This is a genomic window from Flavobacterium flabelliforme (assembly GCF_017948675.1).
GTDB lineage: Bacteria > Bacteroidota > Bacteroidia > Flavobacteriales > Flavobacteriaceae > Flavobacterium > Flavobacterium pygoscelis.
In genome coordinates, this window is sequence record NZ_JAGFBU010000001.1 from 750374 (window position 1) to 773057 (window position 22684).

At 32.3% G+C, this 22684-nt stretch carries 23 protein-coding genes; 10 read left to right on the forward strand and 13 right to left on the reverse strand.

What is annotated here, in order from left to right; genetic code table 11:
* Positions 1-30: 30 nt before the first annotated feature.
* Genes arfB through J3S90_RS03285 form a run of 4 tightly spaced genes read right to left on the reverse strand, consistent with a single transcriptional unit; the run spans position 31 to position 3897 of the window.
* Positions 31-432 carry an alternative ribosome rescue aminoacyl-tRNA hydrolase ArfB gene (gene arfB / locus J3S90_RS03270; protein WP_210644700.1) on the reverse strand — a complete coding sequence of 134 codons (402 nt, stop codon included), beginning with the start codon at positions 430-432 and terminating at the stop codon, positions 31-33.
* A gap of 25 nt (positions 433-457) precedes the next feature.
* Positions 458-2569 (reverse strand): DUF4301 family protein, encoded by a 2112-nt coding sequence (locus tag J3S90_RS03275; RefSeq protein ID WP_210644703.1) that lies wholly within the window; start codon positions 2567-2569, stop codon positions 458-460.
* Positions 2530-3153: a nicotinamide riboside transporter PnuC gene (pnuC, locus tag J3S90_RS03280; RefSeq protein ID WP_210644705.1), complete on the reverse strand. Its 624-nt coding sequence runs from the start codon at positions 3151-3153 to the stop codon at positions 2530-2532. Before pnuC ends, J3S90_RS03275 begins: the two co-directional genes overlap by 40 nt.
* Before the next feature lie 9 nt (positions 3154-3162).
* Positions 3163-3897 (reverse strand): geranylgeranylglyceryl/heptaprenylglyceryl phosphate synthase, encoded by a 735-nt coding sequence (locus J3S90_RS03285; protein WP_210644707.1) that lies wholly within the window; start codon positions 3895-3897, stop codon positions 3163-3165.
* A 96-nt stretch (positions 3898-3993) separates the two neighbouring features.
* Here J3S90_RS03285 and J3S90_RS03290 point away from each other — a divergent pair, with 96 nt between their 5' ends.
* From J3S90_RS03290 to J3S90_RS03300, 3 genes are all read left to right on the forward strand, one after another.
* Positions 3994-4590, forward strand: a complete 597-nt coding sequence (locus J3S90_RS03290; protein ID WP_188048943.1) for a Crp/Fnr family transcriptional regulator — start codon at positions 3994-3996, stop codon at positions 4588-4590.
* A gap of 79 nt (positions 4591-4669) precedes the next feature.
* On the forward strand, positions 4670-4960 hold the full coding sequence (locus J3S90_RS03295; protein WP_188048944.1) for a hypothetical protein: 291 nt from the start codon (positions 4670-4672) through the stop codon (positions 4958-4960).
* Positions 4957-5346: a group III truncated hemoglobin gene (locus J3S90_RS03300; protein WP_210644709.1), complete on the forward strand. Its 390-nt coding sequence runs from the start codon at positions 4957-4959 to the stop codon at positions 5344-5346. The genes J3S90_RS03295 and J3S90_RS03300 overlap by 4 nt, the downstream gene beginning before the upstream one ends.
* A 501-nt stretch (positions 5347-5847) precedes the next feature.
* Here J3S90_RS03300 and J3S90_RS03305 read toward each other — a convergent pair.
* Complete coding sequence (locus J3S90_RS03305; RefSeq protein WP_210644711.1) at positions 5848-6480, reverse strand: 4'-phosphopantetheinyl transferase family protein; 633 nt, start codon at positions 6478-6480, stop codon at positions 5848-5850.
* 274 nt (positions 6481-6754) lie between these two features.
* Here J3S90_RS03305 and ahcY point away from each other — a divergent pair, with 274 nt between their 5' ends.
* The 4 genes from ahcY to J3S90_RS03325 all read left to right on the forward strand — a co-directional run bounded on the left by ahcY (position 6755) and on the right by J3S90_RS03325 (position 12224).
* Positions 6755-8071 (forward strand): adenosylhomocysteinase, encoded by a 1317-nt coding sequence (ahcY, locus tag J3S90_RS03310; protein ID WP_188048947.1) that lies wholly within the window; start codon positions 6755-6757, stop codon positions 8069-8071.
* A gap of 129 nt (positions 8072-8200) precedes the next feature.
* On the forward strand, positions 8201-8533 hold the full coding sequence (locus tag J3S90_RS03315; protein ID WP_210644713.1) for a DMT family transporter: 333 nt from the start codon (positions 8201-8203) through the stop codon (positions 8531-8533).
* A 247-nt stretch (positions 8534-8780) separates the two neighbouring features.
* Positions 8781-9317 (forward strand): hypothetical protein, encoded by a 537-nt coding sequence (locus J3S90_RS03320; RefSeq protein WP_210644715.1) that lies wholly within the window; start codon positions 8781-8783, stop codon positions 9315-9317.
* 129 nt (positions 9318-9446) lie between these two features.
* A complete protein-coding gene (locus J3S90_RS03325) occupies positions 9447-12224 on the forward strand; it encodes an outer membrane beta-barrel protein (RefSeq protein WP_210644717.1) in 2778 nt (925 codons plus the stop codon).
* Positions 12225-12312: 88 nt separating this feature from the next.
* Here J3S90_RS03325 and J3S90_RS03330 read toward each other — a convergent pair whose 3' ends face one another.
* Genes J3S90_RS03330 through J3S90_RS03340 form a run of 3 tightly spaced genes read right to left on the reverse strand, consistent with a single transcriptional unit; the run spans position 12313 to position 13328 of the window.
* Positions 12313-12756, reverse strand: coding sequence for a nucleoside deaminase (locus J3S90_RS03330; RefSeq protein ID WP_188048951.1), 444 nt, complete (start codon positions 12754-12756; stop codon positions 12313-12315).
* Positions 12757-12798: 42 nt separating this feature from the next.
* Entirely contained in the window at positions 12799-13092 is a 294-nt protein-coding gene (locus tag J3S90_RS03335; RefSeq protein ID WP_210644719.1) for a type II toxin-antitoxin system RelE/ParE family toxin, read from the reverse strand.
* Positions 13089-13328, reverse strand: a complete 240-nt coding sequence (locus J3S90_RS03340; RefSeq protein ID WP_210644721.1) for a hypothetical protein — start codon at positions 13326-13328, stop codon at positions 13089-13091. Before J3S90_RS03340 ends, J3S90_RS03335 begins: the two co-directional genes overlap by 4 nt.
* Before the next feature lie 143 nt (positions 13329-13471).
* On the opposite strand from J3S90_RS03340, the gene J3S90_RS03345 reads away from it, so the two are divergent.
* Both J3S90_RS03345 and J3S90_RS03350 read left to right on the forward strand, forming a co-directional pair.
* Entirely contained in the window at positions 13472-15253 is a 1782-nt protein-coding gene (locus J3S90_RS03345; protein ID WP_210644723.1) for a 1-deoxy-D-xylulose-5-phosphate synthase, read from the forward strand.
* 38 nt (positions 15254-15291) lie between these two features.
* The gene (locus J3S90_RS03350; protein WP_210644726.1) at positions 15292-16326 is read left to right on the forward strand and encodes a DUF3078 domain-containing protein; all 1035 of its coding nucleotides are present in this window, start codon (positions 15292-15294) and stop codon (positions 16324-16326) included.
* A gap of 56 nt (positions 16327-16382) precedes the next feature.
* On the opposite strand, the gene J3S90_RS03355 is transcribed toward J3S90_RS03350, so the two are convergent.
* From J3S90_RS03355 to J3S90_RS03365, 3 genes are all read right to left on the reverse strand, one after another.
* Positions 16383-17726: a deoxyguanosinetriphosphate triphosphohydrolase gene (locus J3S90_RS03355; protein WP_210644728.1), complete on the reverse strand. Its 1344-nt coding sequence runs from the start codon at positions 17724-17726 to the stop codon at positions 16383-16385.
* A gap of 121 nt (positions 17727-17847) precedes the next feature.
* Positions 17848-18315 carry an RDD family protein gene (locus J3S90_RS03360; protein ID WP_188048956.1) on the reverse strand — a complete coding sequence of 156 codons (468 nt, stop codon included), beginning with the start codon at positions 18313-18315 and terminating at the stop codon, positions 17848-17850.
* 171 nt (positions 18316-18486) lie between these two features.
* Complete coding sequence (locus J3S90_RS03365) at positions 18487-18834, reverse strand: hypothetical protein (RefSeq protein WP_210644730.1); 348 nt, start codon at positions 18832-18834, stop codon at positions 18487-18489.
* 322 nt (positions 18835-19156) lie between these two features.
* Here J3S90_RS03365 and J3S90_RS03370 point away from each other — a divergent pair, with 322 nt between their 5' ends.
* Positions 19157-19855: a carbohydrate-binding family 9-like protein gene (locus J3S90_RS03370; protein WP_210644732.1), complete on the forward strand. Its 699-nt coding sequence runs from the start codon at positions 19157-19159 to the stop codon at positions 19853-19855.
* Positions 19856-20525: 670 nt separating this feature from the next.
* Here the strand turns inward: J3S90_RS03370 and J3S90_RS03375 are convergent.
* Positions 20526-21272, reverse strand: a complete 747-nt coding sequence (locus J3S90_RS03375) for a hypothetical protein (RefSeq protein WP_210644734.1) — start codon at positions 21270-21272, stop codon at positions 20526-20528.
* Positions 21273-21457: 185 nt separating this feature from the next.
* Positions 21458-22357 carry a hypothetical protein gene (locus tag J3S90_RS03380; protein ID WP_210644736.1) on the reverse strand — a complete coding sequence of 300 codons (900 nt, stop codon included), beginning with the start codon at positions 22355-22357 and terminating at the stop codon, positions 21458-21460.
* Positions 22358-22684 lie beyond the last annotated feature (327 nt).

A 22684-nucleotide genomic window follows, 5' to 3' on the forward strand; every position in this document is an offset into this window, starting at 1 on the left:
ATCTAAATAATTGATTTTTCGACAGTATTTTCAAAAATCTGGTTTCTTTCTTGTTTTCTTAATTTCGGAAATAGACTTTTTATTTTTAATTCTTTTTCTAATAGCTGCTTTTGGAATCTTAGTTGGTTTTCTTACTTTAGGAACTAGTAAACCGTTTTTTATAAGTGATAAAAAGCGTTTGGTTACAATTTCTTTATTTTTTAGCTGACTTCGGTCTTCATCACAATTGAGAATCAAAATTAATTCAGACGTTAATCTGGAATACAAATTAGTCTCAAGTAGTATTTTTTCTTCTTCTGAAAGGGCTTGCGAATTTTTCAAATCAAAACTCAAAACTACCTTAGACGAAACCTTGTTTACATTTTGTCCTCCTGCTCCGCTACTTCGAACTGCCTTATAGTGCAACTCTGATAGTATTTTATGAATTTCCATGCTGCTCTATTATTTCTATTATCTCTTAAGATTGATGTGCTGGCTTCAACAAATCATTTACTATTTTTACAGGATTAAAGGTAAGTAATGGAACCTCAACAAATACCGTAAGCCAATTATCCATAGCACCATTCCATAATCCAGGCAACTCATAAGCCTTGATGTTTTGTCCCATGCAAATTTTATCTACAATAAAACCGCTGTTGTGATCTACAAACTGAGCTAAATTAAATTTCTCGTTTTTATAGTTTTTAATGCCGCAAACTAAGTCTACAGGATTAAAATAAGTGGCGGCATTGTGAATTCTTTTTTGTTCTTTATCCGATAAATCTATTTGGGCACTTTCGACAATTTGCAACGAAATTCTACCTTCTTTATTCTGAACCCAAAAAGGACCACCGCCTGGTTCTCCTTCATTTTTGACCATACCACATACTCGAATCGGTCTATTAAGCGCCTCTTTTATAAAGGCTATTTTATCATCTACAGTGCCTTTTTGAAAATCATCTGCTACTTGCACATTTAATTTTTTTCTAAGGAAAACACCAATTTCTTGCACTTGTTCTTGACTTAAAACTGTTGCGTCAATTAGTCGCAAATAACTAAAAACTTGTTGTTGCAATTCAACCAAAATTCCCGCCAGTGCATTTTTATACAATGCAATTTTTTGATTGTTATTATGAATCACATTGTCAATGTTTTTTATAAAAACGACATCTGCGTTTAGTTCATTTAAATTTTGAATAAGTGCTCCATGACCGCCTGGTCTAAAAACCAATTCGCCATTTTCCTCACGAAAAGGTTTGTTTTCTGTATCAACGGCAAGAGAATCTGTGCTTTTGTTTTGATACGAATATGTTACCTTAATTTTGGTGTTTGTTTCCTCTTCAACCTTATGCTTTATAGAAGTAATTATTTCCTCAAAATGAGACTGGTGCGCTTCAGAAACCGTAAAATGCAAATTTGAGCTTCCATTAGAACTAGAATAATATCCACACTCATATAAATGCTCTTCTATTGGTGAAGCCACATTGGTAGCGTATTTATGAAAAGGCAAAATCCCTTTGGGTTTATTAGCAAAATCAAAAAAATCACTAGAGAGCAAGAATTTTACAAAATAATATTTTTTATAATCATTCTCTAAATCATCAAAATTGGGGAGTTCTGATCGCAACTTTGAATTTATTGCTTCAAAAAAAGGAAATTTCTCAAGTCCAACTAAGAATATAGAAAGTCGACTCGCTTTTTTTCGATTTATATAGGCATTTATCGTTTCGTTTTCTAAATCAAATTCTTCTAGAAATGCAATTAAAAACTTAAACATTCTTGTTGCGGCACCAGAGGCAGGAACAAATTTCAAAAGTGTTAACGACTGCTTGTTCTCCTCAAAAAATGCGGCTTTTTCTAAAAAATCATTTTTAGACAATTTTAAAATTCCATTATTCAAACTCGCCGGCTGAATCAACTTTGTTTTGCAGATTCCATTTTGAATAAACTCTAACTGCTTTACGATTTGATCCACTGAAATTTCACGTTTATAAAGCTGTACAAAATCCACAGAAGAAAACCCATTTTCTTTAGCTTTTGTCAAATCATCTACGATTGCAATAGCCTTTTTAAGTCGCGATTCTTTATCGCCTGTCAAACGGATAAAAGGCTTATTATTGCTAATTAAAGACTGTTTAAAAACCTCAAAAACACTTTCTCGACCTTCTGGTTTGTCTCTTAAATCATCTTTTTCCCAAGGCACATCAATATCGGTAAGGAAAAACAAATCGTATTCGTGTTCCTGAGCTGCTTTTTGCAACAAAGGATCACAATAATTGTAATACACATCAGAAAAAACTTTGGTGACCAACAAATTCGTATCGCAAAATAAATATTTATTAGCAAGTGCTAGTTTCTCATTTTCTAATTGAACTTGACCATAAGCTATAGGAAGCATATCGGACAGATCGCATATTTCTTGTTCTTTATCCCATTTTTCTTGCAGATAATCTCTTGCAAACTCAGGAGTCCAAACCGTATGATAATGTGCAGCAAGTTGTTTAGCTAATGTTGTTTTTCCGGTACTTTCGGGACCAAACAAAGCTATTTTTATAACTGAACTTTTTTGTTGTCTAAGATCTTTTTCCATTCTAAATAGCCATAAACGGCAATAATTGTAAATACTATATACTGAAAACTGGTAAAAGTGTATCCTTTTGCCAAATATAAAGGAATAGAAAGCAAATCACCAGCAATCCAGAAAATCCAGTTTTCAATTTTTCTTTTGGCCATAAGCCACATTCCCACAAAAAATATGCCTGTTAATAAAGTATCTAAATAGGAATACCAACTGGTAAATTTATCAAAATAAAGATAAACGATTACCACAAAAACAAGGGTAGCAACAAAAATTAGTATTGCCATTCCTTTCTCTTTTTTTGTCATTACTGCTATTGGAAACTCCTCGACATCTTCTTTTTTTCGGGTCCAATGATACCAACCATAAATACTCATTATAAAATAATACACATTGATCATTGAGTCTCCCAACAAGCTCCATTGCCAAAGCAAATAAGCATAAATAGAAGTGCTAATTAATCCCGTGGGAAAAACTAAAATATTATCTTTCTTAGCATACCAAACACTACATAAGCCAAAAAAAACAGCAATAAGTTCTAGATAAACTTCATGTACTGGATAATCATGATATTGTGCAAAAAAGTAATCAAACATGCTATTCTATTATTTTGTTGGGTTAAAAAACGCTACATTATTTTCAAAAGCGGTTCCAATAACTACTAAATCAGCTCCCGCATCATAAGCATTTTGAATTCCTTGCAAACATACAATTCCGCCACCAACAATTAATGGTATTCCTATATTTCTAGAAACTGTTGTTATCATTTCTAAAGGAACGGGATATTTCGCACCACTTCCTGCTTCTAGATAGACCAATTTATTACCTAACATTTCTCCCGCTTGAGCTGTTGCCAAAGCCTTATCTATATTTTCTCTATCAATTGGTTTGGTTTTACTCACGCGTTCTACCGCTGTTTCGCTTCCGCTTTCTATTAAAATATAGCCTGTAGATATAATTTCGAGTTGGGTTTTCTTTAATAGCGGAGCTGCTTTTACTTGATGGGATATCAAATAATCTGGGTTTCGTCCAGAGAGTAAAGAAAGAAACAAAATTCCATCGGCATGACTGGAAATTTGCGATGGGTTTCCGGGGAATAAAACAATGGGCAAATTACAGTTCAGTTTAATTTTTAAAATCAATTCGTCAAGAATATTATTTTCGACAAGACTTCCTCCAATAAAAATATGAGTCGCCGGTGACTGATTGATTTTCAGAATCAATTCTTTTATATTTTCTAAAACTATTTTATCAGGATCCAGTAAAATCGCTAATAATTTGCGATTCTCTGATCTTGCCAAAAGTATTTGACCATATATATCCTTATCTTTATTTTTCATAATAAACGTAAAAGTATGCGTTTTTTTGAAAGTGAGCCAAACTTTAAGAAAACTTATCTTAGTTTTAGGAATCAAAAATGCGAGAATAACAACTGTATGATAAAAATAGAAATTTTAGAAAAATATGGGGCTTTTAGACGCCTTTATAAAAAATCAGAAATCATTTTCGAGAAGGATAAATTAGCCACACATTATTACCAAATCATTTCTGGCTCGGTAAAAATGAACAATTTTAACGATGAAGGTCGGGAATTTATTCAAGGTTTTTTTACTGTAAATCAATGTTTTGGTGAACCTCCTTTGTTTTTAGAAAGAACGTATCCCGCAAATGCTGAAGCAGTCGAAGAAGCTGAATTAATCTGTGTTTCTAAAGCTAACTTTCTTCAACTAATGGCTGAAAACCCCGAAGTTTCTATTATTATGATTGAAAATTTAGCGCAACGTTTGCATTATAAATCGGTAATGGCTGCTGAGATTTCTACTCAAGATTCAGAACACCGCCTTTTGCAATTATTTGATTATTCGATTACTTATTTTAATTTTAAAAAAGAAAATAATGGTTTCCATATTGATTTAACCCGACAACAAATGGGCGATTTAACGGGACTTCGCGTAGAAACTGTAATACGAACCATCAAAACATTAGAAAAAAAAGGAGAACTAAAAATCATTAATAGAAAAGTATATCGTTGATTTTCTGGTTTATGATATAGGTCATAAATAAACATATTGATGTGTCTGTAAATTTGTAATAACAAAAAATTTAACTATCATGTCACTATATCAAAAAACACTCGCTGATTTCAACAACAATTTTATTGGTTTTGCAACTTTAATCGTTATTGGACAAAGTTGTTTAGGTTCAGCTGCTGCAATGAATATCCTAAGAAACGGAACAAGTATTTTGCAAATGGGACAATTGGCAATTATTGTATTAATTTGCATGCTTGTTAATACGTCAATTTTAGCCCAGATGAAACATAAAGTAATTTTTAACTTGACTATCATCAGCGTTATTTCAAGTATTTTCTTTATTTTAATGAACACCTTAATTATCCGATGATAAAAGAAATTGAAAACCGAGAAGATCTAAAACTGTTAGTTAGCACTTTTTACGAAAAAATAAGAGCGGATCAGGAAATCGGTTTTTTCTTTAATGAAACCATTACCAACTGGGAAGAACATCTAGAAAAGTTGACCGATTTTTGGGAAATGAATATATTTGGTACTCGAAAATTTACTGGAAACCCAATCGTAGCGCATAACGCAGTAGATAAGAAATTCAACCAGCAGATTACGTCAAACACCTTTGGTATTTGGTTAAATATATGGTTTGCTACTATTGATGAATTGTTTGTAGGCGAAAATGCCGATGTTCTAAAACGTAGAGCGCAGAAAATGAGTACTTTTCTTTTTATGAATATTTTTGAGAGTCGCAGAAAAGTGTAAATGCTTTCAATTTGAGATTACTTAAAAAAAATGCCACGAAGTCACAAAGACACGAAGCTTTTGATTATTTTGATTTATTAAAAAGTAAAGAATATTTTTTTTTTGCGCCTTTGTGCCTTTGTGGCGAAAACAAACTAAAGACTACTTAAAAATAATGCCGCCAAGACTCAAAGTCACTAAGCTTTTGATTATTTTGGTTTATAAAAACGTAAAGAATATTTTTTTTACGTATTTGTGCTTATGTGGTAAAAACAAACTGAAGAATACTTAAAAATAACGCCGCCAAGGCACAAAGACACGAAGCATTTGATTATTTTGATTTATAAAACGTAAAGAATATTTTTTTGCGTCTTTGTGCCTTTGTGGCAAAAAAAACTAAAGACCACTTAAAAGCAATTCCTCGAAGTCTCAAAGTCACTAAATTTAGGATTATCTTGATTTGTAAAACTAAAAGAAGTTGTGACTTTGTGTCTTTGCGGCAAAAAACGCTACGTAACTATTTTAAACATTTAGTTGAAACGCATATACCAAAGTAAAACCTTCTATTTCCTCAAAATAGATTTTGAAATTTTTGATTAAGCGATCAAAATGCAATTCAGAAATAGCTTCTTTAGTTTCTAATTCAAAAGCATTGACTTTAATATGATTTTTGAAACTGATTCCTTTTTCGTTTCTGATTTTAAAAATAGCTTCTTTAGCACCCCAAATCACGGTTAATTTCCGAATATACTCTTCATTATCGATTAAATACTGAAATTCCGAATCGCAGAATTTATCGGCTATTTTTATGATTTTATCACGCTGTAGTTCCATGTCGATTCCCACGGTTTCGTCGCTTAGAATAATTGCAGAAAACTCATGTGAATGCGTGATTGAAATGTGCTTGCCATCTTTAAGATGTGGTTTTCCAAATTCATCATAGTACAGATCAAAATCGGTATAACCGGCAAAATGAAATAATTTGCGCACGCTGAGAAAAGCGCGTTGGTGCAATGGTGATTTCATTCCGGCTAATCGGATGCTGTTTTTTTCGTTTAAAACTACGGTATCCAAAAGTTCTTGGTAAGATTCTGTAATCTTCCAAACTAGAATTTGTGTTGTTGAATTAAAGGGTATTGTCTTGAATAATGGCATGTTAGTATCGTGATCCCTAGCCCCGATTGAAGCGACATCCTTTTATAATAGTAGTCTTCCAGCCTTCGAAAGGCTGGAAGACTACTATTATAAAAGATACAGTGCAAAGCGGGAAATAGCTCCTTAAACTAAAAATAATTCAGTTTAAAAAAATTATTTTACTGATTTTTAAAAGATTACAAAATTAAACAATTCATAAATATTTAGGAATCCTTTTAAAGTCATAACTTTATTGCGTAATTTTGCAAAAATTTACATTACAAATATACTATAAATGAGTACTACAACTATGCCTTTTGTGGCTTTCAAAGTAAAAGACATTTCTCTAGCGGCTTGGGGAAGAAAAGAAATTGAACTAGCTGAAGCTGAAATGCCAGGTTTAATGGCACTTCGTGCTGAATATAAAGACGAACAACCGCTTGCAGGTTCTCGTATTGCAGGATGTTTGCACATGACTATTCAAACTGCGGTTTTAATCGAAACATTAATCGCTCTTGGAGCTGAGGTTACTTGGTCTTCTTGTAACATTTTCTCTACGCAAGATCAAGCTGCTGCTGCAATTGCTGCTGCTGGAATTCAAGTTTACGCTTGGAAAGGTTTGAATGAAGAGGATTTTGACTGGTGTATTGAGCAAACCTTATTCTTTGGTGAAGATAGAAAACCATTGAACATGATTTTGGATGACGGTGGAGATTTAACCAACATGGTTATTGATCGTTACCCACATTTAGTGGCTGGAATCAAAGGATTGTCTGAAGAAACTACAACTGGAGTTCATAGACTTTACGAAAGAGTAAAAGCGGGAACATTGCCAATGCCTGCAATCAATGTTAATGACTCGGTTACTAAATCGAAATTTGACAACAAATACGGTTGTAAAGAATCTGCAGTTGATGCAGTTCGTCGTGCAACTGACATTATGCTTGCTGGAAAAAGAGTTGTTGTTTGCGGATACGGTGACGTAGGAAAAGGAACTGCAGCTTCTTTTAGAGGTGCAGGATCTATTGTAACCGTTACTGAAATTGACCCAATTTGTGCTTTACAAGCGGCAATGGACGGTTTTGAAGTTAAAAAATTAAATACTGTTGTTGCAAATGCTGATATCATCATTACAACAACTGGAAATAAAGACATCGTTCTTGGTTCACACTTTGAACAAATGAAAGATAAAACGATCGTTTGTAACATCGGACACTTTGATAACGAAATCGACATGGCTTGGTTGAACAAAACTCACGGAGCGTCTAAAGTTGAAATCAAACCACAAGTAGACAAATATACTATCGCAGGAAAAGATATCCTTATCCTTGCTGAAGGTCGTTTGGTAAACTTAGGTTGCGCTACAGGTCACCCAAGTTTTGTAATGAGTAACTCTTTTACAAACCAAACTTTAGCTCAAATCGAATTGTGGAAAAACAGCGCGGCATACAATAATGACGTGTATATGTTACCAAAACATTTAGATGAAAAAGTGGCAGCTTTACACTTGGCTAAATTAGGAGTTGAATTAGAAACATTACGTGACGATCAAGCGGCTTACATTGGTGTAGAAGTTTCAGGTCCATTCAAACCAGAATATTACAGATACTAGTCCGATTTGTCTTTCCGACAAAGGAGGAATTTTATTTTAGATTTAAACCCTTACATTAAACTGAGCTAAATTCAGTTTGAATGTAAGGGTTTCTATTTTTTGCACTACAGAAACAAATAAGCGTATTTTATGAAAAACTTTTTATTTTTAGGCATTGCTATTCTCTTTGAGATTATTGCAACCTCAGCACTAAAAAAATCTGAAGAATTCAGTAAGTTAATTCCAAGTATCATTACAATTGTAGGTTATTGTGGTGCCTTTTACTTTTTGAGTTTTGCCATAAGAACCATTCCAATAGGAATTGCTTATGCAATCTGGTCTGGAGTTGGAATTGTTTTAATTACTATAATTGGTGCTGTTTTTTTTAAACAAATTCCAGATTTACCCGCAATCATCGGATTATCGCTAATTTTAATTGGCGTTATCATAATCAATGTTTTTTCAAAAACTACAGGACATTAATTGTATAAGTTTTAGCAGTGAATTTCAGATTTATATCTATTGATGATTTCTTGTTTTTGGGCATTCCCTGCGTAAAAACTTCGGGTCGGGCTATTCGCTGTATCTTTTGTTCCGCTAAAGCTTCACAAAAGGATGCCGCTGCTATCACTTATGCAACCCACTGTTAATTCCTACAAAAAAATAAATCTTAATGACAATTATACTTTTATATTCCTTTATATTTGAGGCTTATAAAAAAATCTAAATTATGAAACTTCTATTAATTACAATAATAGCACTTTTAAGTACTCTTGCAACAAACGCACAATATTCTAGTGCTCAAAGACAAATGAATGCGGCGGTTCAAATGACAAGACAGCAAAACCTGATGTATATGCAAATACAACAACAGCAACTTATATTACAACATAACAGAAATAACACTCAAACAGCAGAAATTAAACTGAGTAAAGAGCAACGAAAAACTAAAAAACTAGAGCAAAAAATAATACAACTTACTGAAGAAAAAGCCAATTTAGAAATCACTAAAAACAATCTAAAAACTTCAGACGATAATAAATTAGCCAAAAACATTACTAAAACAGAAGAAAAAATAACTAAAGCTAAAACAAAACTAGAAACTTCGGAAACAAAAATAAAAACATATGAAGCTGAGATCGAAAAATTAAGAGTAGATAGAGAAGCTCTCACAAAAAAACAAGAGGAAGAAAAGGAATTAAAAAAAGAAGAAAAGGAATTAAAAATAAAACAAAAAGAAGCTAAAAAAGAATCCAAAAAAAATTAATATTGATGCCAATATAATATTGATCCTCGCAAAACCAGCTGTTTTTCGAGGATTTTTTTTGATTGATACTTAATTCTCATTAAACCTTTCTTGTTATTTGATATCTTAATGAGAATTAACTCTTGCATTATGTCAAAATCCTACGCAATTTTATTTTTTTTACTTTGTTCTTTATTCTCAAACGCTCAGGAAAAATACACTATCAAAGGGAAGGTAATCGGTGCAAATGACAAATTCCCATTAGAATCAGCTACGGTTTATTTCACTACTGTAAAAGATTCTACGATGTTAGAATATACCCTTACCGACAAAAATGGTGATTTTATACTAAGTGTAAAAAAACAAGAAAAGCCTGTTTTTCTAAAAGTAACCTATATGGGTTTTGAAACACATAAAGAACTTGTTCCGGAAATTAACGGCAACAGAGATTTTAATACTATTGCGCTTCCGGAATCGGCAAATATGCTTTCTGGTGTGACAATTATTACTGAAGAACCTCCGATACGCGTAAAAAATGATACTATTGAGTTTAAAGCTTCTTTATTCAAAGTTCGCCCGGACTCAAATGTAGAGACTTTACTCAAACATTTACCTGGTTTTGAAGTAGACAGTGATGGCAAAATTACCGTTAACGGAAAAGAAGTAAATCAAGTATTGGTCAACGGAAAACCATTTTTTGATCGCGATGGAGTGATGGCTTTAAAAAATTTGCCCGCAGATATCATTAACAAAGTTCAGGTTTCCGACTATAAAACAAAAAAAGAAGAATATACAAAATCAGCTTCAAGCTCAGATAATGCCAGCATTAATTTAACAATTGACAAAGAAAAAAACAAAGGCTATTTTGGTAAATTCCTAGGCGGTTATGGTACCGATGATCGATACGAATCTAGTTTTATTGTCAATTTATTTGACAATAATAGAAAAATAAGCCTTTTAGGATCTTCAAATAACATTAATGCTCCAGGCTTCTCTATGGATGAGGTTTTTGATAATATGGGAGGAGGCAGAAACGCTAGAGGAAATACCTCAAAAAATGGAGCAAAAGGAATTACCAAATCAAACTTATTAGGATTAAACTATTCGGATGAATGGATCAACGGTTTACAAACCTCGGCTAATTATAATTTTTCGAATACAGAAACCGATAATTTATACAAATCCAAAGCAATTAATTTCTTACCTACAGGAAATTTTACAACGGAATCGGAATCGAAAACAAAAAATGATAACACGAGTCATAAAGCGGGTGTTGAATTAGAGTATAAAGCAATTCCAGGTATCCAAATATTTGCTGCGCCAAAGTTTTCTAGTACTAAATCCGATAGTTATTCCGATTCAAGAAGCAATTCTACAGATGAGAATGGGACATTGACCAATGACTCGAAATCGAAATCAAGCACTCAAAACGATTCTAATAATTTCCAGAACGCGATTAATTTCAATAAAACATTTGTAAAGAAAGCCAGAAATTTGAGTATCGTATTCAACAATAACAACTCTAAATCAAATAGCAACGAATTAACCCAATCGGAGACAACCTATTATGCGACTCAGACAACTGACAATAGAAATCAAAACACCATTTCTGACAGTTCAAGCGATTCCTATGCTGCGGAAATAGAATACACAGAACCCGTAACCGATTCATTGCGTTTTAGAATAGGACTCGCGTATAATTTCAGCACTACAGCTAACGAAGTTCGAACCTATAATTTTAATTCTTTAAATGAATCGTATTCTGACTTGAATGACTTACAATCTAATTATACTTATTCAAAACAAAATAGTATTATTCCAAAAGCTGGAATTCGATTTGAAAAAAATAATTTCACAGTCGATATTAATTCGTCCTCTTCTATTGTTCAATATGACAATTATTCTAATTATTTAAACCAAGCAACCGATCTAAACAAAAAATACATTTTACCCAATGTTAGCGGACAAGTAAGATATAAATTCGATCGCTCAAAAGCACTTACAACGAGATATAATTACTCGGTTTCATTACCGTCTTCCAATCAATTACTTCCTGTTGTTAATCTTTCTAATCCGCTGAATACGGTCATTGGTAACCCTGATTTAAAACCAAACGAAAAGCACAGTGCGAATATTAATTATAGAAATTTTGATTTCCGTACGCGTTCTGGATATTCTATTTTTGCTAATGCAGACTTTTACAGCAGTGAAATTATATCGTCCTCTGTTTACGATGCCAATAGGAAGAGAACAACTACTTACGAAAACATATCCGGAACTTATGTTATTTCTGGAGGAGGAAGTTGGAATAAATCGATCAAACAAGAAGCTAATTTATTGCGATACGGCATTTCAATGAATGCCAATTTTTCAACTTCAAAAGGCTTTACTGACGGTGTTTTGTTTGACGCAACCTCGACAGGAATAAGTCCTAGAGTATATGCAAACTACGATTACGGAGAATTTTTCACAGTAGCACCTTCATATAATTTCTCTTATAACGAAACCCAATATGATAATTATCTGACCAAATCAAGTTCAAATGTCGTACATCGATTAAACATACAAACTACTAGCTATTGGCCAAACAATTGGACGTGGGGAAATGATTTTGGTTATACGTACAACTCTAAACTTTCGTCTGAATTTAAAAAGGATTTTTATCTCTGGAACACCAGTTTATCGTATACTTTTTTTGATAAAAATTTCATCGCAAAAGTCAAAGTCTATGACTTACTAAATCAAAATCAGAGTAGTACCAGAACAATCTCAGCAACCACAATACGCGATGATGAAAACACAATTTTAAAGCGATATGCTATTTTCTCATTAACCTACAAAATACAAGATTTTTCAGGAATGAAAAATCCTCCAGGAGGCAAAAATGGTAAAGGTCGAGGAAACAGAGCGGTGCCAATAGACATGTAATAATTATTAATTCAGATAATTGCAAAAACAAAGCCCTTGATTTTTCATCTCAAGGGCTTTGCTTATTTTTACTACTATGGGAATGTTTTTATTTTCTTTTTTGAGCAAAAAAGCGTTTCATTAAATCAGCTGCTTCATCAGCTAAAATTCCAGAAACAATAGTAGTTTTAGGATGCAGCTTTGTTCCCATTTTTACAAAACCACGATTTTCATCGCTAGCGCCATACACAATTTTAGAAATCTGGCTCCAGTACAAAGCACCGGCACACATTTGACAGGGTTCAAGCGTAACATAAAGTGTACATCCTATTAAATATTTTCCACCCAAGAAATTAGCCGCCGCAGTAATAGATTGCATTTCAGCATGAGCAGTTACATCATTTAGTAACTCAGTCAAATTATGACTTCGAGCGATAATTTTATTATCAATTACTATAATAGCGCCTACAGGAATTTCGTCTTTATCAAAAGCCATTTCTGCTTCCTGTAAAGCTTTTTTCATGAAATATTCGTCGGTAAAAGGATTTATCATAGTGTTTAATTCGTAGTACGATATAAGCGATAGCTTTCTAAACTATATATTGTAGTTTTTAGGATTTTGTGACGTAGAAAAAACATCTAAAATATAAATTCTATGTTCTTCAATTCGGTACACTATTTTGAAATTCCATTTCGGAAAAAAGCGAATTGCTTGTGAATTAAACAATGGTTCTATTGGATTTTTTTCAGGGAATAAATTTAGCTTATCACCTAAATCAAATAAGGTTTCTACAACTAAATCCGCGTTTTGCGGGCTTTTAGTGTAGATATAGTTATAACTACTTCGAATAGATTCTATTGCATTTGGAGACCAAATAACCGGCTTCACTTTTTAATGATTTTTTTTCGAGCTTCCTCAGATGAATACCCTGCTTCTCCTGCATCCGAAAGCTTCATAATTTCACTTAAGTGACTTTTATATTGATTTATAGTTAACGACTCTCCACTTGTAGAATAAGCATAAATATCATTATTTAGTAAATCTTCTATTTTATTTAATAACTGTACATTTTCAATATCTAATATTCTGTGCACAATATTTCTGCGTTGGATTTCTACATTCATAGTAACTGAATTTATTTCAAAGTTATAAAAAAAATCCGTTAATAAACGGATAGAAAAATCGAATGCGGTTGCAAATACAGAATGTAAATTTACAATTTGCGGAATTTATTATTTAAAACCGTAAATTCGCTTTTTATATTCTAATGAAAAACAACTTACTCCAAAACATAAATTCTCCATCCGATTTGCGCTTAATCGATGAGGCTCAGCTTCCTGAAGTTGCGCGAGAACTACGTAATTTTATCATCGATATCATAGCGGTAAAAGAAGGTCATCTAGGCGCCAGTTTAGGTGTAGTAGAACTTACTATCGCCTTGCATTATGTTTTTGACACGCCAAATGATTTATTAGTTTGGGATGTGGGTCACCAAGCATACGGACACAAAATACTTACTGGTCGAAGAGATGATTTTCACACTAACAGACAATTAGGCGGGATTTCCGGTTTCCCAAAAAGAGACGAAAGTATTTACGATACTTTTGGCGTAGGCCACTCTTCTACTTCTATTTCTGCCGCTTTAGGAATGGCAATCGCTTCTAATTTGAAAGGAGATTTCGAGAAACAACATATTGCAGTAATTGGTGATGCATCAATTGCGTCCGGAATGGCTTTTGAAGGATTGAATCATGCCGGAGTTACAGATGCTAATTTATTAGTGATTTTAAATGATAATGCTATTGGAATTGATCCCAGTGTGGGTGCCCTAAAAAAATATCTCACTGCCGTAAAAGAAGGAAAAAATCCGAGACAGAATAACATGATCAAATCCTTGAATTTTGATTATTCAGGTCCCATTGACGGCCATGATATTTTTGCCGTAATCAAGGAATTAAAACGTTTACAAAAAATAAAAGGTCCTAAATTCCTTCACGTTATTACCACAAAAGGAAAAGGACTAAAACAAGCAGAAGAAGATCAGGTAAAATACCATGCGCCAGGCAAATTTGATGCTTCAACTGGTGAAATATACATAAAAGCAGAGGAAAATCTTCCTCCAAAATACCAAGATGTTTTTGGATTGACCGTATTAGATTTAGCCCGAAAGAACGAAAAAATAATTGGAATTACTCCAGCAATGCCATCGGGAAGTTCCTTAAATTTTATGATGAAGGAATTTCCAAAACGCGCTTTTGATGTAGGAATTGCAGAACAACACGCTGTCACGCTTGCCGCCGGAATGGCTACACAAGGAATGATTGTGTACTGCAACATTTATTCTACATTTTTACAAAGAGCGTATGATCAAGTCATTCATGATGTCGCTTTACAAAACTTACCCGTTATTTTTTGTTTAGACAGAGCGGGTTTAGTGGGTGAAGATGGCGCTACGCATCATGGCGTTTTTGACATCGCTTATTTGCGTTGCATTCCAAACATGATTGTTTACGCTCCAAGAAATGAAATTGAATTGCAAAATATATTATACACTGCCCAATTAGGATTAAAACATCCTATTGCTATTCGATATCCGCGCGGTCGTGGCGTAATTCCGGATTGGCAAAAAAATTATCAAGGAAATTACCAAGCAATAGAAATTGGTAAAAGTGACTGTCTAAAGCAAGGTTCTAAAATTGCTATTTTATCTAACGGAACTATTGCCAACAACGTTACTTTGGCTATTGCCAAAACAAAAAATCCAGAACAGCTAGCGCATTATGATTTTCCCTTTGTAAAACCACTCGATGAAAATCAATTGCATTCTATCTTTAAAAAATTCAAAACGATCATCACAATTGAAGATGGGACAGTTATTGGAGGTTTTGGTAGTGCAATTCTTGAATTTGCCTCAACAAACCATTATTCATCACAAATTACCACTCTTGGCATTCCAGATGAATTTATTCAGCATGGAAATGTAGCCGAATTGCAACAATATTGTAAAATAGACGTTAAAAGTCTCGAAATACTTTTTTCAAACTTTTAAAATATTTATTTTGCGCCGTTAAATACAATCACTCCCAAATGAAGTTATTAACCTACACTTTACTCTTTTTTATCTGCACTTTTTCTATAAAATGTTTTTCTCAGGACTCTACAAAAGTATATTTATTTGGTACCTTACGACCTGCTACAAAAAAATTGATTGTAGCTAAACCTTCTATAAAGTATTTTAAAATTAGAACAAAAACACATTATATTCCTTTGACGTATTGGAACAAAAAAAACACATTGGGTTTTGACATTTCCGAAGTAGCTTTTTTTAATTGGAATGCAGGAGGAACAAGTTCGATTTCAGGTTTATTAAAAGGGAATTTTATAAGAAACTACAGAAGAAGCAATTACAACTGGTCTAACGAGTTAATTTTTAGATACGGTGTAAACAAGCAAGACGGACAAGGTCTTAAGAAAACAGACGATGCCATGAAATTAAACTCTACTTTTGGATATCGAAAAGACACGCTCTCCAATTGGTTTCATTCTGCTAAATTTAATTTTAACACGCAATTTACCAACGGTTATGCTTATCCTAATACCGATAGAGCCATATCGAAACCATTTGCTCCAGCGTATATTTTTATGGGAATTGGTGCTGAAAACATTAATGTAGAAAAAAATAGAACTTTTTATATTTCGCCATTTACCTTCAAAACTACTTTGGTTTTAGACCAATCTTTGGCCAATCAAGGTGCATTTGGGGTTGATAAAGCTACTTATGATCAAGACAAAAATCTTATAAGTGAAGGAAAAAAATCGAAAATGGAACTTGGTTTTCTAATCACTGGAAAATACCGAAAAGAAGTTTTTAAAAATATAATATTAGAGAATCGAGTGAGTTTGTATTCGGATTATATTAATCGTTTTGGAAATGTAGATATCGATTATGATTTGCAAATAGAGCTTGTCGTAAATCAATATGTAAAAGCCAACATAGGCGCTCACGTAATTTATGATGATGATATTAAATCTAAAAAAGAAGTAGCAGGAATTCAAATCACTCAAGGCCCAAGAACCCAAATAAGGCAAGCCATAGGTGTTGGTTTAGAATATGTTTTTTAATAAAAAAGTCCTGATTTTCATCAGGACTTTTTTATATCGTTACAGTAAAGTATTTATTAGTTTTTTACAGCGGTTATTGTTTTGTAAAACAAAAGTGCATTTCCATCTGTAAGCATCGAAATAAAATGACAAATGTGTAACAATCTTTCGTAAACATTCTCTTTCTCTAAATGGTGTTTCTCAGGCAATAATTTTAAAATTAAGGAATCGTAGTTAGATTCCGTTTCATTAAATCTATTATTATAAGCCGTTATAAATTTATCTAAAAGAGTTTGAATAATTTGATATCCTACAATTTCTTTCTCTATTACTTCTCTACTCTGATAAATATTATTAACGCTAATCTTAATAATATCATCCATCTGCACTTTGTATTTACTTTTATCCATCAACGAATAAGGGAACTTACCATTTAGGATTGCTTCCTCATTAGCTACAAAAACACTCACTGCATCATTAATTAAACTGCCAATTGCCAAAGCACGCAAATAACTAATGCGATCCTCTTTCGTGGTTAGTGTTTTATATTTTGATGTGTCGATACTGTCCTTTACTAATTTAATTAGATATTCTAACGCAAAATCTTCAGATACCAATCCTAAGTTTATTCCGTCTTCAAAATCTATGATGGTGTAACAAATATCATCTGCTGCTTCTACCAAATAAGCTAAAGGATGTCTTTCGTAACCAATATCATCTCCTGATTTATTGGGAATCATACCCATGTCGGCGGCTACTTCCTGAAAAAAGTTTTTATCGGTCTGAAAGAAACCATATTTTTTATCTGCAATATTCTTCGTTGGCTTTTTAGGCAAGCTTTCTTTTGGGTATTTCATAAAAGCCCCTAAAGTAGCGTATGAAATTCGCAATCCGCCTTCAATTCCGGGACGACTGGCTGTTAAAACGGAGAAACCATTTGCATTCCCTTCAAAATCTATTAAATCTTGCCATTCTTTATCAGAAACTTGGTCCTTGTATTTTTGACCGTTCCCAATTGAGAAATATTCACCTATTGCTTTTTCACCAGAATGCCCAAAAGGTGGATTTCCAATATCATGTGCCAAAGAAGCTGCTGCTACAATAGCTCCAAAGTCATTCATGTGAAAACCATGTACTTCTTTAAGATGCGGATATTTTTCAATAATTTTTTTACCAACTAGCCTTCCTAAGGAACGTCCCACAACTGAAACTTCTAAACTGTGCGTCAAACGCGTGTGTACAAAGTCAGTTTTAGAAAGTGGAATGACTTGTGTCTTGTCCTGCAAACTTCTAAAAGCTGCCGAAAAAACGATTCGATCATAATCTACTTCAAAACCCAAACGTGTGTCATCTTGTTCTACACGTAATCTTTTGCCTTTGTCGCCTTGTCTTCTTAGTGATAAAAGTTGTTCCCAGTTCATTTTTGATGGATATATTATGCTGAATTTATAAGGAGCGAATATAAAGAAAAAGTAAGCAGCGGAAATAAAAAAAGCTGCCAAAAATGACAGCTATAGCGCTTAAAATTATATATTATTTTTCTTAAAGTTTCATTTTTGCCGCAAACTCATGTTTCTTTACCACATAAGTAACTGATAATGTATCGTGCCAACCTCTTCCATTATCATTAAGAAAAGTAAAAGCTTCAAATGCAATCATTCGAACTAAAGTTCTAATAATTACACTTTTCATATTCGGTTTATTGCCGTTATGCTTTACGACTAAAGTTTTGGTAAAATATTTACCAAATGTTCTGGATAAATACATTTCCATTATAGCGTAATAAAAGAATAAAACTACCAGACCAAAAATGATATTTTCAATTAGAGTTAGGGATATTATCCACTCAGAAAGTTTAAAATTACCAGTTAGTTCTCCCAGTATATTTATGGCTGCACCAATTCCCATTGTAAGTAAGTAAACAATAAACAAATCGATTATACAGTTTAAAAATCGTTGTCCTTTAGAAGCTAAAAGATCTTCAGTAATCATAAATTCTTTAGTTTCCATTTTTGTTTTTTTTTAGGAGAGTAGATTTTATAGGATGCTACATTTCTCAAATATAGCGAATTAATGTGGCTTTACTATGAATATTGACAGACAATACTAGCCAACGGTAGTGAAAATTCAGATTTATTTACAAAAGAAGATTATAAAATCAAAGGAGCAAAACCGAGCTGCTTAATTATTCGTTTTTTCAAATAATCTCATTTTATTTAAAATACTATAATTTTCATTCGAACCAAAAAATTCAAGAAAAGCATTTCTATCTTCAAGAAAATTATCTCTACATATATTTTTAGTATGATCAATATAGGTCTTTGCTTTTACTATACAGTGTTTTTGCAAAACATTCATTAAAAGACTATCTGCAATGAACAAGCGATTGAATTCGATACAAAAGGCTAAGAAAAAATCCTCGATCACACTGGCTTGTTTCGAATTTATAACCAAATCATTGGTACACGTAGAATATATTAAACGTAAAATATTCGTGCTAACTTTTTTAGTATATTGAATTGCTTTCATAATCACATTCTTTTGATAATACAAATATATCTCAGGTTGAGAACTTTATCTTTATACTATTTTAAGATAGATTTATGAAATTCTCACTCTTATCGAATGCTTTAGACTTTTTTAAATCAAAAAATTACTTTTGCTTTTTAACACCAAATAAATTGGAACTTTAATAATAACGAAAGAAATAAAGCTTATTCACAAATAGAAAAGGCAATTATTTTGAATAGAAATAAAGTTTTGATTCCATAAAAAGATACATTTGAATTTTATATAAAGTTCTAAAACCTATTATTTGCCCTTTTTTCAAAGTAACGTATTGAAGTAAAAAATGAAAAACACTCTTATTGTAGTATTCTTACTGATTTTTAGTGTGCAACAAATTAAATCACAGACTGTTTTAATTCATAAGACAAAGCAACCCATAGTTATTGATGGTGATTTATCCGACTGGCATTCTCCTTTTTCGCAGCCATTTGTTATTCATAACTCTGAAGAAAAAGCAACAGAAACAACCGTTGCGTCTCTCTCTTGGGATAATAATTTTTTATATATCGCTTACAATAGTATCGATTCTGAAATTGTAGGCAAAGCAAGGAAGCAAGATTCTCCTCTCTTTGAAACTGATGATGTAGTAGAGATTTTTATTAGTCCAGATGCAGAAGTTAAAAATTACATTGAAATTGGCGTAAATGCTTTCAGCAGTAATTACGATCTGCTTATTCGATGCATTGGAAGTGACTGCGCCAAACGAAAATCTGATTTATCAATTAGTGTAAAAGGATTGCAAACAGCTTCAAAAATTACCGATTCTGGATATAGCGTCGAAATTGCTGTTCCGTTTTCGAGTTTAAACGAAATTTCAAACGGCAATTTTAATACACCAAAAATTGGAACCATTTGGAAAGGAAATTTATTCCGAATTGACTTCGGACAAACTAAAGAATACCAATCCTTAAAACCGTATCAAAGCAAAAAACATGGTTTTCATCAAACAGCAGAGTTCGCAGAATTACAATTTGTGAAGTGAAACGTTCTAATGTATGATTGTAGGCAAAACTGGGATGCTTTCGCTAAATAAGACCAGATTAAGGATAATAATTATGTGATTTTATCTATTTGTCATTCCGACGAAGGAGAACTCGAGGATTTAACCGAACAGGCGAAGCAATCTCAAGAAATTAGAGCAACAAACAAAGATTCTTCCTTCGTCAGAATGACAACGTTGGAGAGTTAAAAACTTAATTAAATGGCATTGATCTCATGCGAGTAAATCATTCATTTATGTAATAATCAATATGTTTTCTCACATCTTGCCAAGTAAAATATTCAGCTCTACCTTCCTCGACTTTTTGCAATCGAAAATCTAATTCAGATTTGAGTTCCGATGAAAGCCAATGTCTTTTTTAGAAATACTATCCCATAACTGCTCAACTAAAACAATTTTCTTAGCAGTACTTATTTTAAGAATCTTTGATTTCCATTTTATAAAATTTCAAAAAATAAATTCATAATAGCCTTATTAAACTATCCTTTATTTGCAATATTAGATTCAAATCATCGCTTCATTTCTTCATTAGTAGATGTATTACCATTAGTAATATCTGTCAGTACTTTTTGAATAAGTATTTCTTGTCCTATTTTATTTTACATAAAAAAGTCTACATAAAAGTAACAGTAAAGCTTTTTAGCACCTACGATTATTCACTAACTTCAACTAAATTAATATCGATTTGAATTCCGTTCATTAAGGTATATTCTAATTTAACGAAACCATATTTATCGTTATAAAAAGCTACCAGTTTACCTTCGCCGATATTGGATTTTGCAGTTGAATTAATTTTATAACAATCTAAACTTCCAAGACTAGTTTTGATTGCTTCTTTCCCAACAATTACATAAGTGTAATCTAAAAGAAGTCTACCTTTCCATTCTCCCCATTGTTTGTTTGACCAATGATCGCCAATGCTCATCTTGTCAGTCCAAGTGTAACCAACAGGCTTATTTAATTTAATATAAGGAAAGGGGCAGGTTTCTAATGCATTTAAAAATCCGATTCTGGGAGGATGAATCCAAACATTCTCTTTATTTTCGACTACTCCAGTTGAACTAAAAAATTTAGGATTGGGTTCAAAATTATAGCGGATTTCAGTTTGATTTTTGTTTGTCCGTTGAAACATCTTTGGTTTTATAACGGACATTTTAATAGCATCAATTTTATTTTTATCCACTTCATTAGTAGTTAAACTGTCTTCTGTGTTATTGACGAGAAAATATTTGTTTTCATTCTTTTGAATAGAATAGGAATACATAAATGTTTTGCCAATTTGATAAATAACATTGTTCTTATCTACTTTGCTTTTTTCCATTTTAACTCCATCATATTGCTGCGCCATGCAAAGATTAGAAATTACTAACCCTATTATAAGTAGTTTGTTTATTTTCATTTGAGAGGTTTTGAAAAAGATGCGGAGTAAAGTTAAGTGAATTCTTTAATTATTACTACAAATGTTACAAAGCAAAAAGAAAGTCTTTTAGGGACTTTCTTTTTGCATTATAATATTTGTATTTTTAAAGACAAGTAGAACTCGTGGCCCTACAGAGAAATCATAAACTCGTTTAAACATTTCTACTAAGCAGCAGAGTTTATTAATTCTAAACAAACTTTTATTAATGATTCGTAAGTAGCTTCGCCATCTACAAAATCCACCATTGTAGTCACATTTACATTGGCGCGGATTTTTTCTCTGTCACGAATATAAAAAGTTTTTGAAGATCCATTATAATTTATCAGAAATGCTATCTCATCGAACTCACCATAATTCATGAAAGAAATTTTACTTTCTTGAGAGAAATTATCAAATAGTTTTATTAAAATATTCTTCACCGCTTCATTATCTGAGTTTCTGTTCAATTTTACAACTCTGTCTTCTCTGCCTACACTCATATACATTGATTCGAAAGTAGATTTTGTTTCAGCTCCAATCAATCGAAACTCTTTTAATTTTCCAAATTTCAGATAGTTACTAATTAGATATCTGGCAGGTGCTTGCTTCAAATCTAACGAATAATTAGAGACACCTTTAGATCTCATGAAAGAATTAAACGTTCTTTCAAAAACTAATTTCACACCATGATTTTCTTTTTTCTGAAAAATAAAGAATCCGTACTTTGAATTTTTCGGAACATGTATAAGATAAAAAAAATCTTTACTAAACAAATCCGCTTTCAAAATATCATACTTTATAGTAGAGGTTTTCCTGTCTTGTATTTTTCCATATTCACCCGTATATGCAGATGCAATGTAGCCTGATATAATTCTACTGGAGTAGTCTTTACTCTGCCTATTAGATAAACAAAATGTTCGGTATTTGCCTTGACCATCAATATATCCCTGTGCATTCATATGGATATGACTACAGTAGTTATCCATCGTTTCTAACAAATCTTCTTCTTCATTGTAAAAACTCAATACTTGTTGTTCATTTGCTCTATTATTAAGAGTAAATCTGTAAACTGTTAGGTTTGTCATAATCTTCTTATTGTAAAAGTTATAATTTTTTTTTGTTAATAAATTTCAACACCATTAACCACAACTCATGACAAGTTTTTTTAGTGGAAAAAAGGTCTTAATAAAAAAATAACTTTGGAAAGAAGATTCAATTTATATACTTTTGAAGTATAAAAAAAGTAGGTGAGGTAACCTCATCATCTTAATAACTTAATTTTTTAAAAGCTTGCCGGCCGTTTTAATTTTAAGTTTCCAAGTTAGGGATTTCGAAAGATTTCCCTTTTTTTATGCGTTTGATTTTCTTTACCTCGGCAAATAGATTTAAGTTATTCTTATAAAAGGCTTCAA

Excerpts from the sequence above, each read along its gene's own strand:
- arfB (WP_210644700.1), bottom strand. The coding sequence starts at position 432 with ATGGAAATTCATAAAATACTATCAGAGTTGCACTATAAGGCAGTTCGA.
- J3S90_RS03275 (WP_210644703.1), bottom strand. The coding sequence starts at position 2,569 with ATGGAAAAAGATCTTAGACAACAAAAAAGTTCAGTTATAAAAATAGCT.
- pnuC (WP_210644705.1), bottom strand. The coding sequence starts at position 3,153 with ATGTTTGATTACTTTTTTGCACAATATCATGATTATCCAGTACATGAA.
- J3S90_RS03285 (WP_210644707.1), bottom strand. The coding sequence starts at position 3,897 with ATGAAAAATAAAGATAAGGATATATATGGTCAAATACTTTTGGCAAGA.
- J3S90_RS03290 (WP_188048943.1), top strand. The coding sequence starts at position 3,994 with ATGATAAAAATAGAAATTTTAGAAAAATATGGGGCTTTTAGACGCCTT.
- J3S90_RS03295 (WP_188048944.1), top strand. The coding sequence starts at position 4,670 with ATGTCACTATATCAAAAAACACTCGCTGATTTCAACAACAATTTTATT.
- J3S90_RS03300 (WP_210644709.1), top strand. The coding sequence starts at position 4,957 with ATGATAAAAGAAATTGAAAACCGAGAAGATCTAAAACTGTTAGTTAGC.
- J3S90_RS03305 (WP_210644711.1), bottom strand. The coding sequence starts at position 6,480 with ATGCCATTATTCAAGACAATACCCTTTAATTCAACAACACAAATTCTA.
- ahcY (WP_188048947.1), top strand. The coding sequence starts at position 6,755 with ATGAGTACTACAACTATGCCTTTTGTGGCTTTCAAAGTAAAAGACATT.
- J3S90_RS03315 (WP_210644713.1), top strand. The coding sequence starts at position 8,201 with ATGAAAAACTTTTTATTTTTAGGCATTGCTATTCTCTTTGAGATTATT.
- J3S90_RS03320 (WP_210644715.1), top strand. The coding sequence starts at position 8,781 with ATGAAACTTCTATTAATTACAATAATAGCACTTTTAAGTACTCTTGCA.
- J3S90_RS03325 (WP_210644717.1), top strand. The coding sequence starts at position 9,447 with ATGTCAAAATCCTACGCAATTTTATTTTTTTTACTTTGTTCTTTATTC.
- J3S90_RS03330 (WP_188048951.1), bottom strand. The coding sequence starts at position 12,756 with ATGATAAATCCTTTTACCGACGAATATTTCATGAAAAAAGCTTTACAG.
- J3S90_RS03340 (WP_210644721.1), bottom strand. The coding sequence starts at position 13,328 with ATGAATGTAGAAATCCAACGCAGAAATATTGTGCACAGAATATTAGAT.
- J3S90_RS03345 (WP_210644723.1), top strand. The coding sequence starts at position 13,472 with ATGAAAAACAACTTACTCCAAAACATAAATTCTCCATCCGATTTGCGC.
- J3S90_RS03350 (WP_210644726.1), top strand. The coding sequence starts at position 15,292 with ATGAAGTTATTAACCTACACTTTACTCTTTTTTATCTGCACTTTTTCT.
- J3S90_RS03355 (WP_210644728.1), bottom strand. The coding sequence starts at position 17,726 with ATGAACTGGGAACAACTTTTATCACTAAGAAGACAAGGCGACAAAGGC.
- J3S90_RS03360 (WP_188048956.1), bottom strand. The coding sequence starts at position 18,315 with ATGGAAACTAAAGAATTTATGATTACTGAAGATCTTTTAGCTTCTAAA.
- J3S90_RS03365 (WP_210644730.1), bottom strand. The coding sequence starts at position 18,834 with ATGAAAGCAATTCAATATACTAAAAAAGTTAGCACGAATATTTTACGT.
- J3S90_RS03370 (WP_210644732.1), top strand. The coding sequence starts at position 19,157 with ATGAAAAACACTCTTATTGTAGTATTCTTACTGATTTTTAGTGTGCAA.
- J3S90_RS03375 (WP_210644734.1), bottom strand. The coding sequence starts at position 21,272 with ATGAAAATAAACAAACTACTTATAATAGGGTTAGTAATTTCTAATCTT.
- J3S90_RS03380 (WP_210644736.1), bottom strand. The coding sequence starts at position 22,357 with ATGACAAACCTAACAGTTTACAGATTTACTCTTAATAATAGAGCAAAT.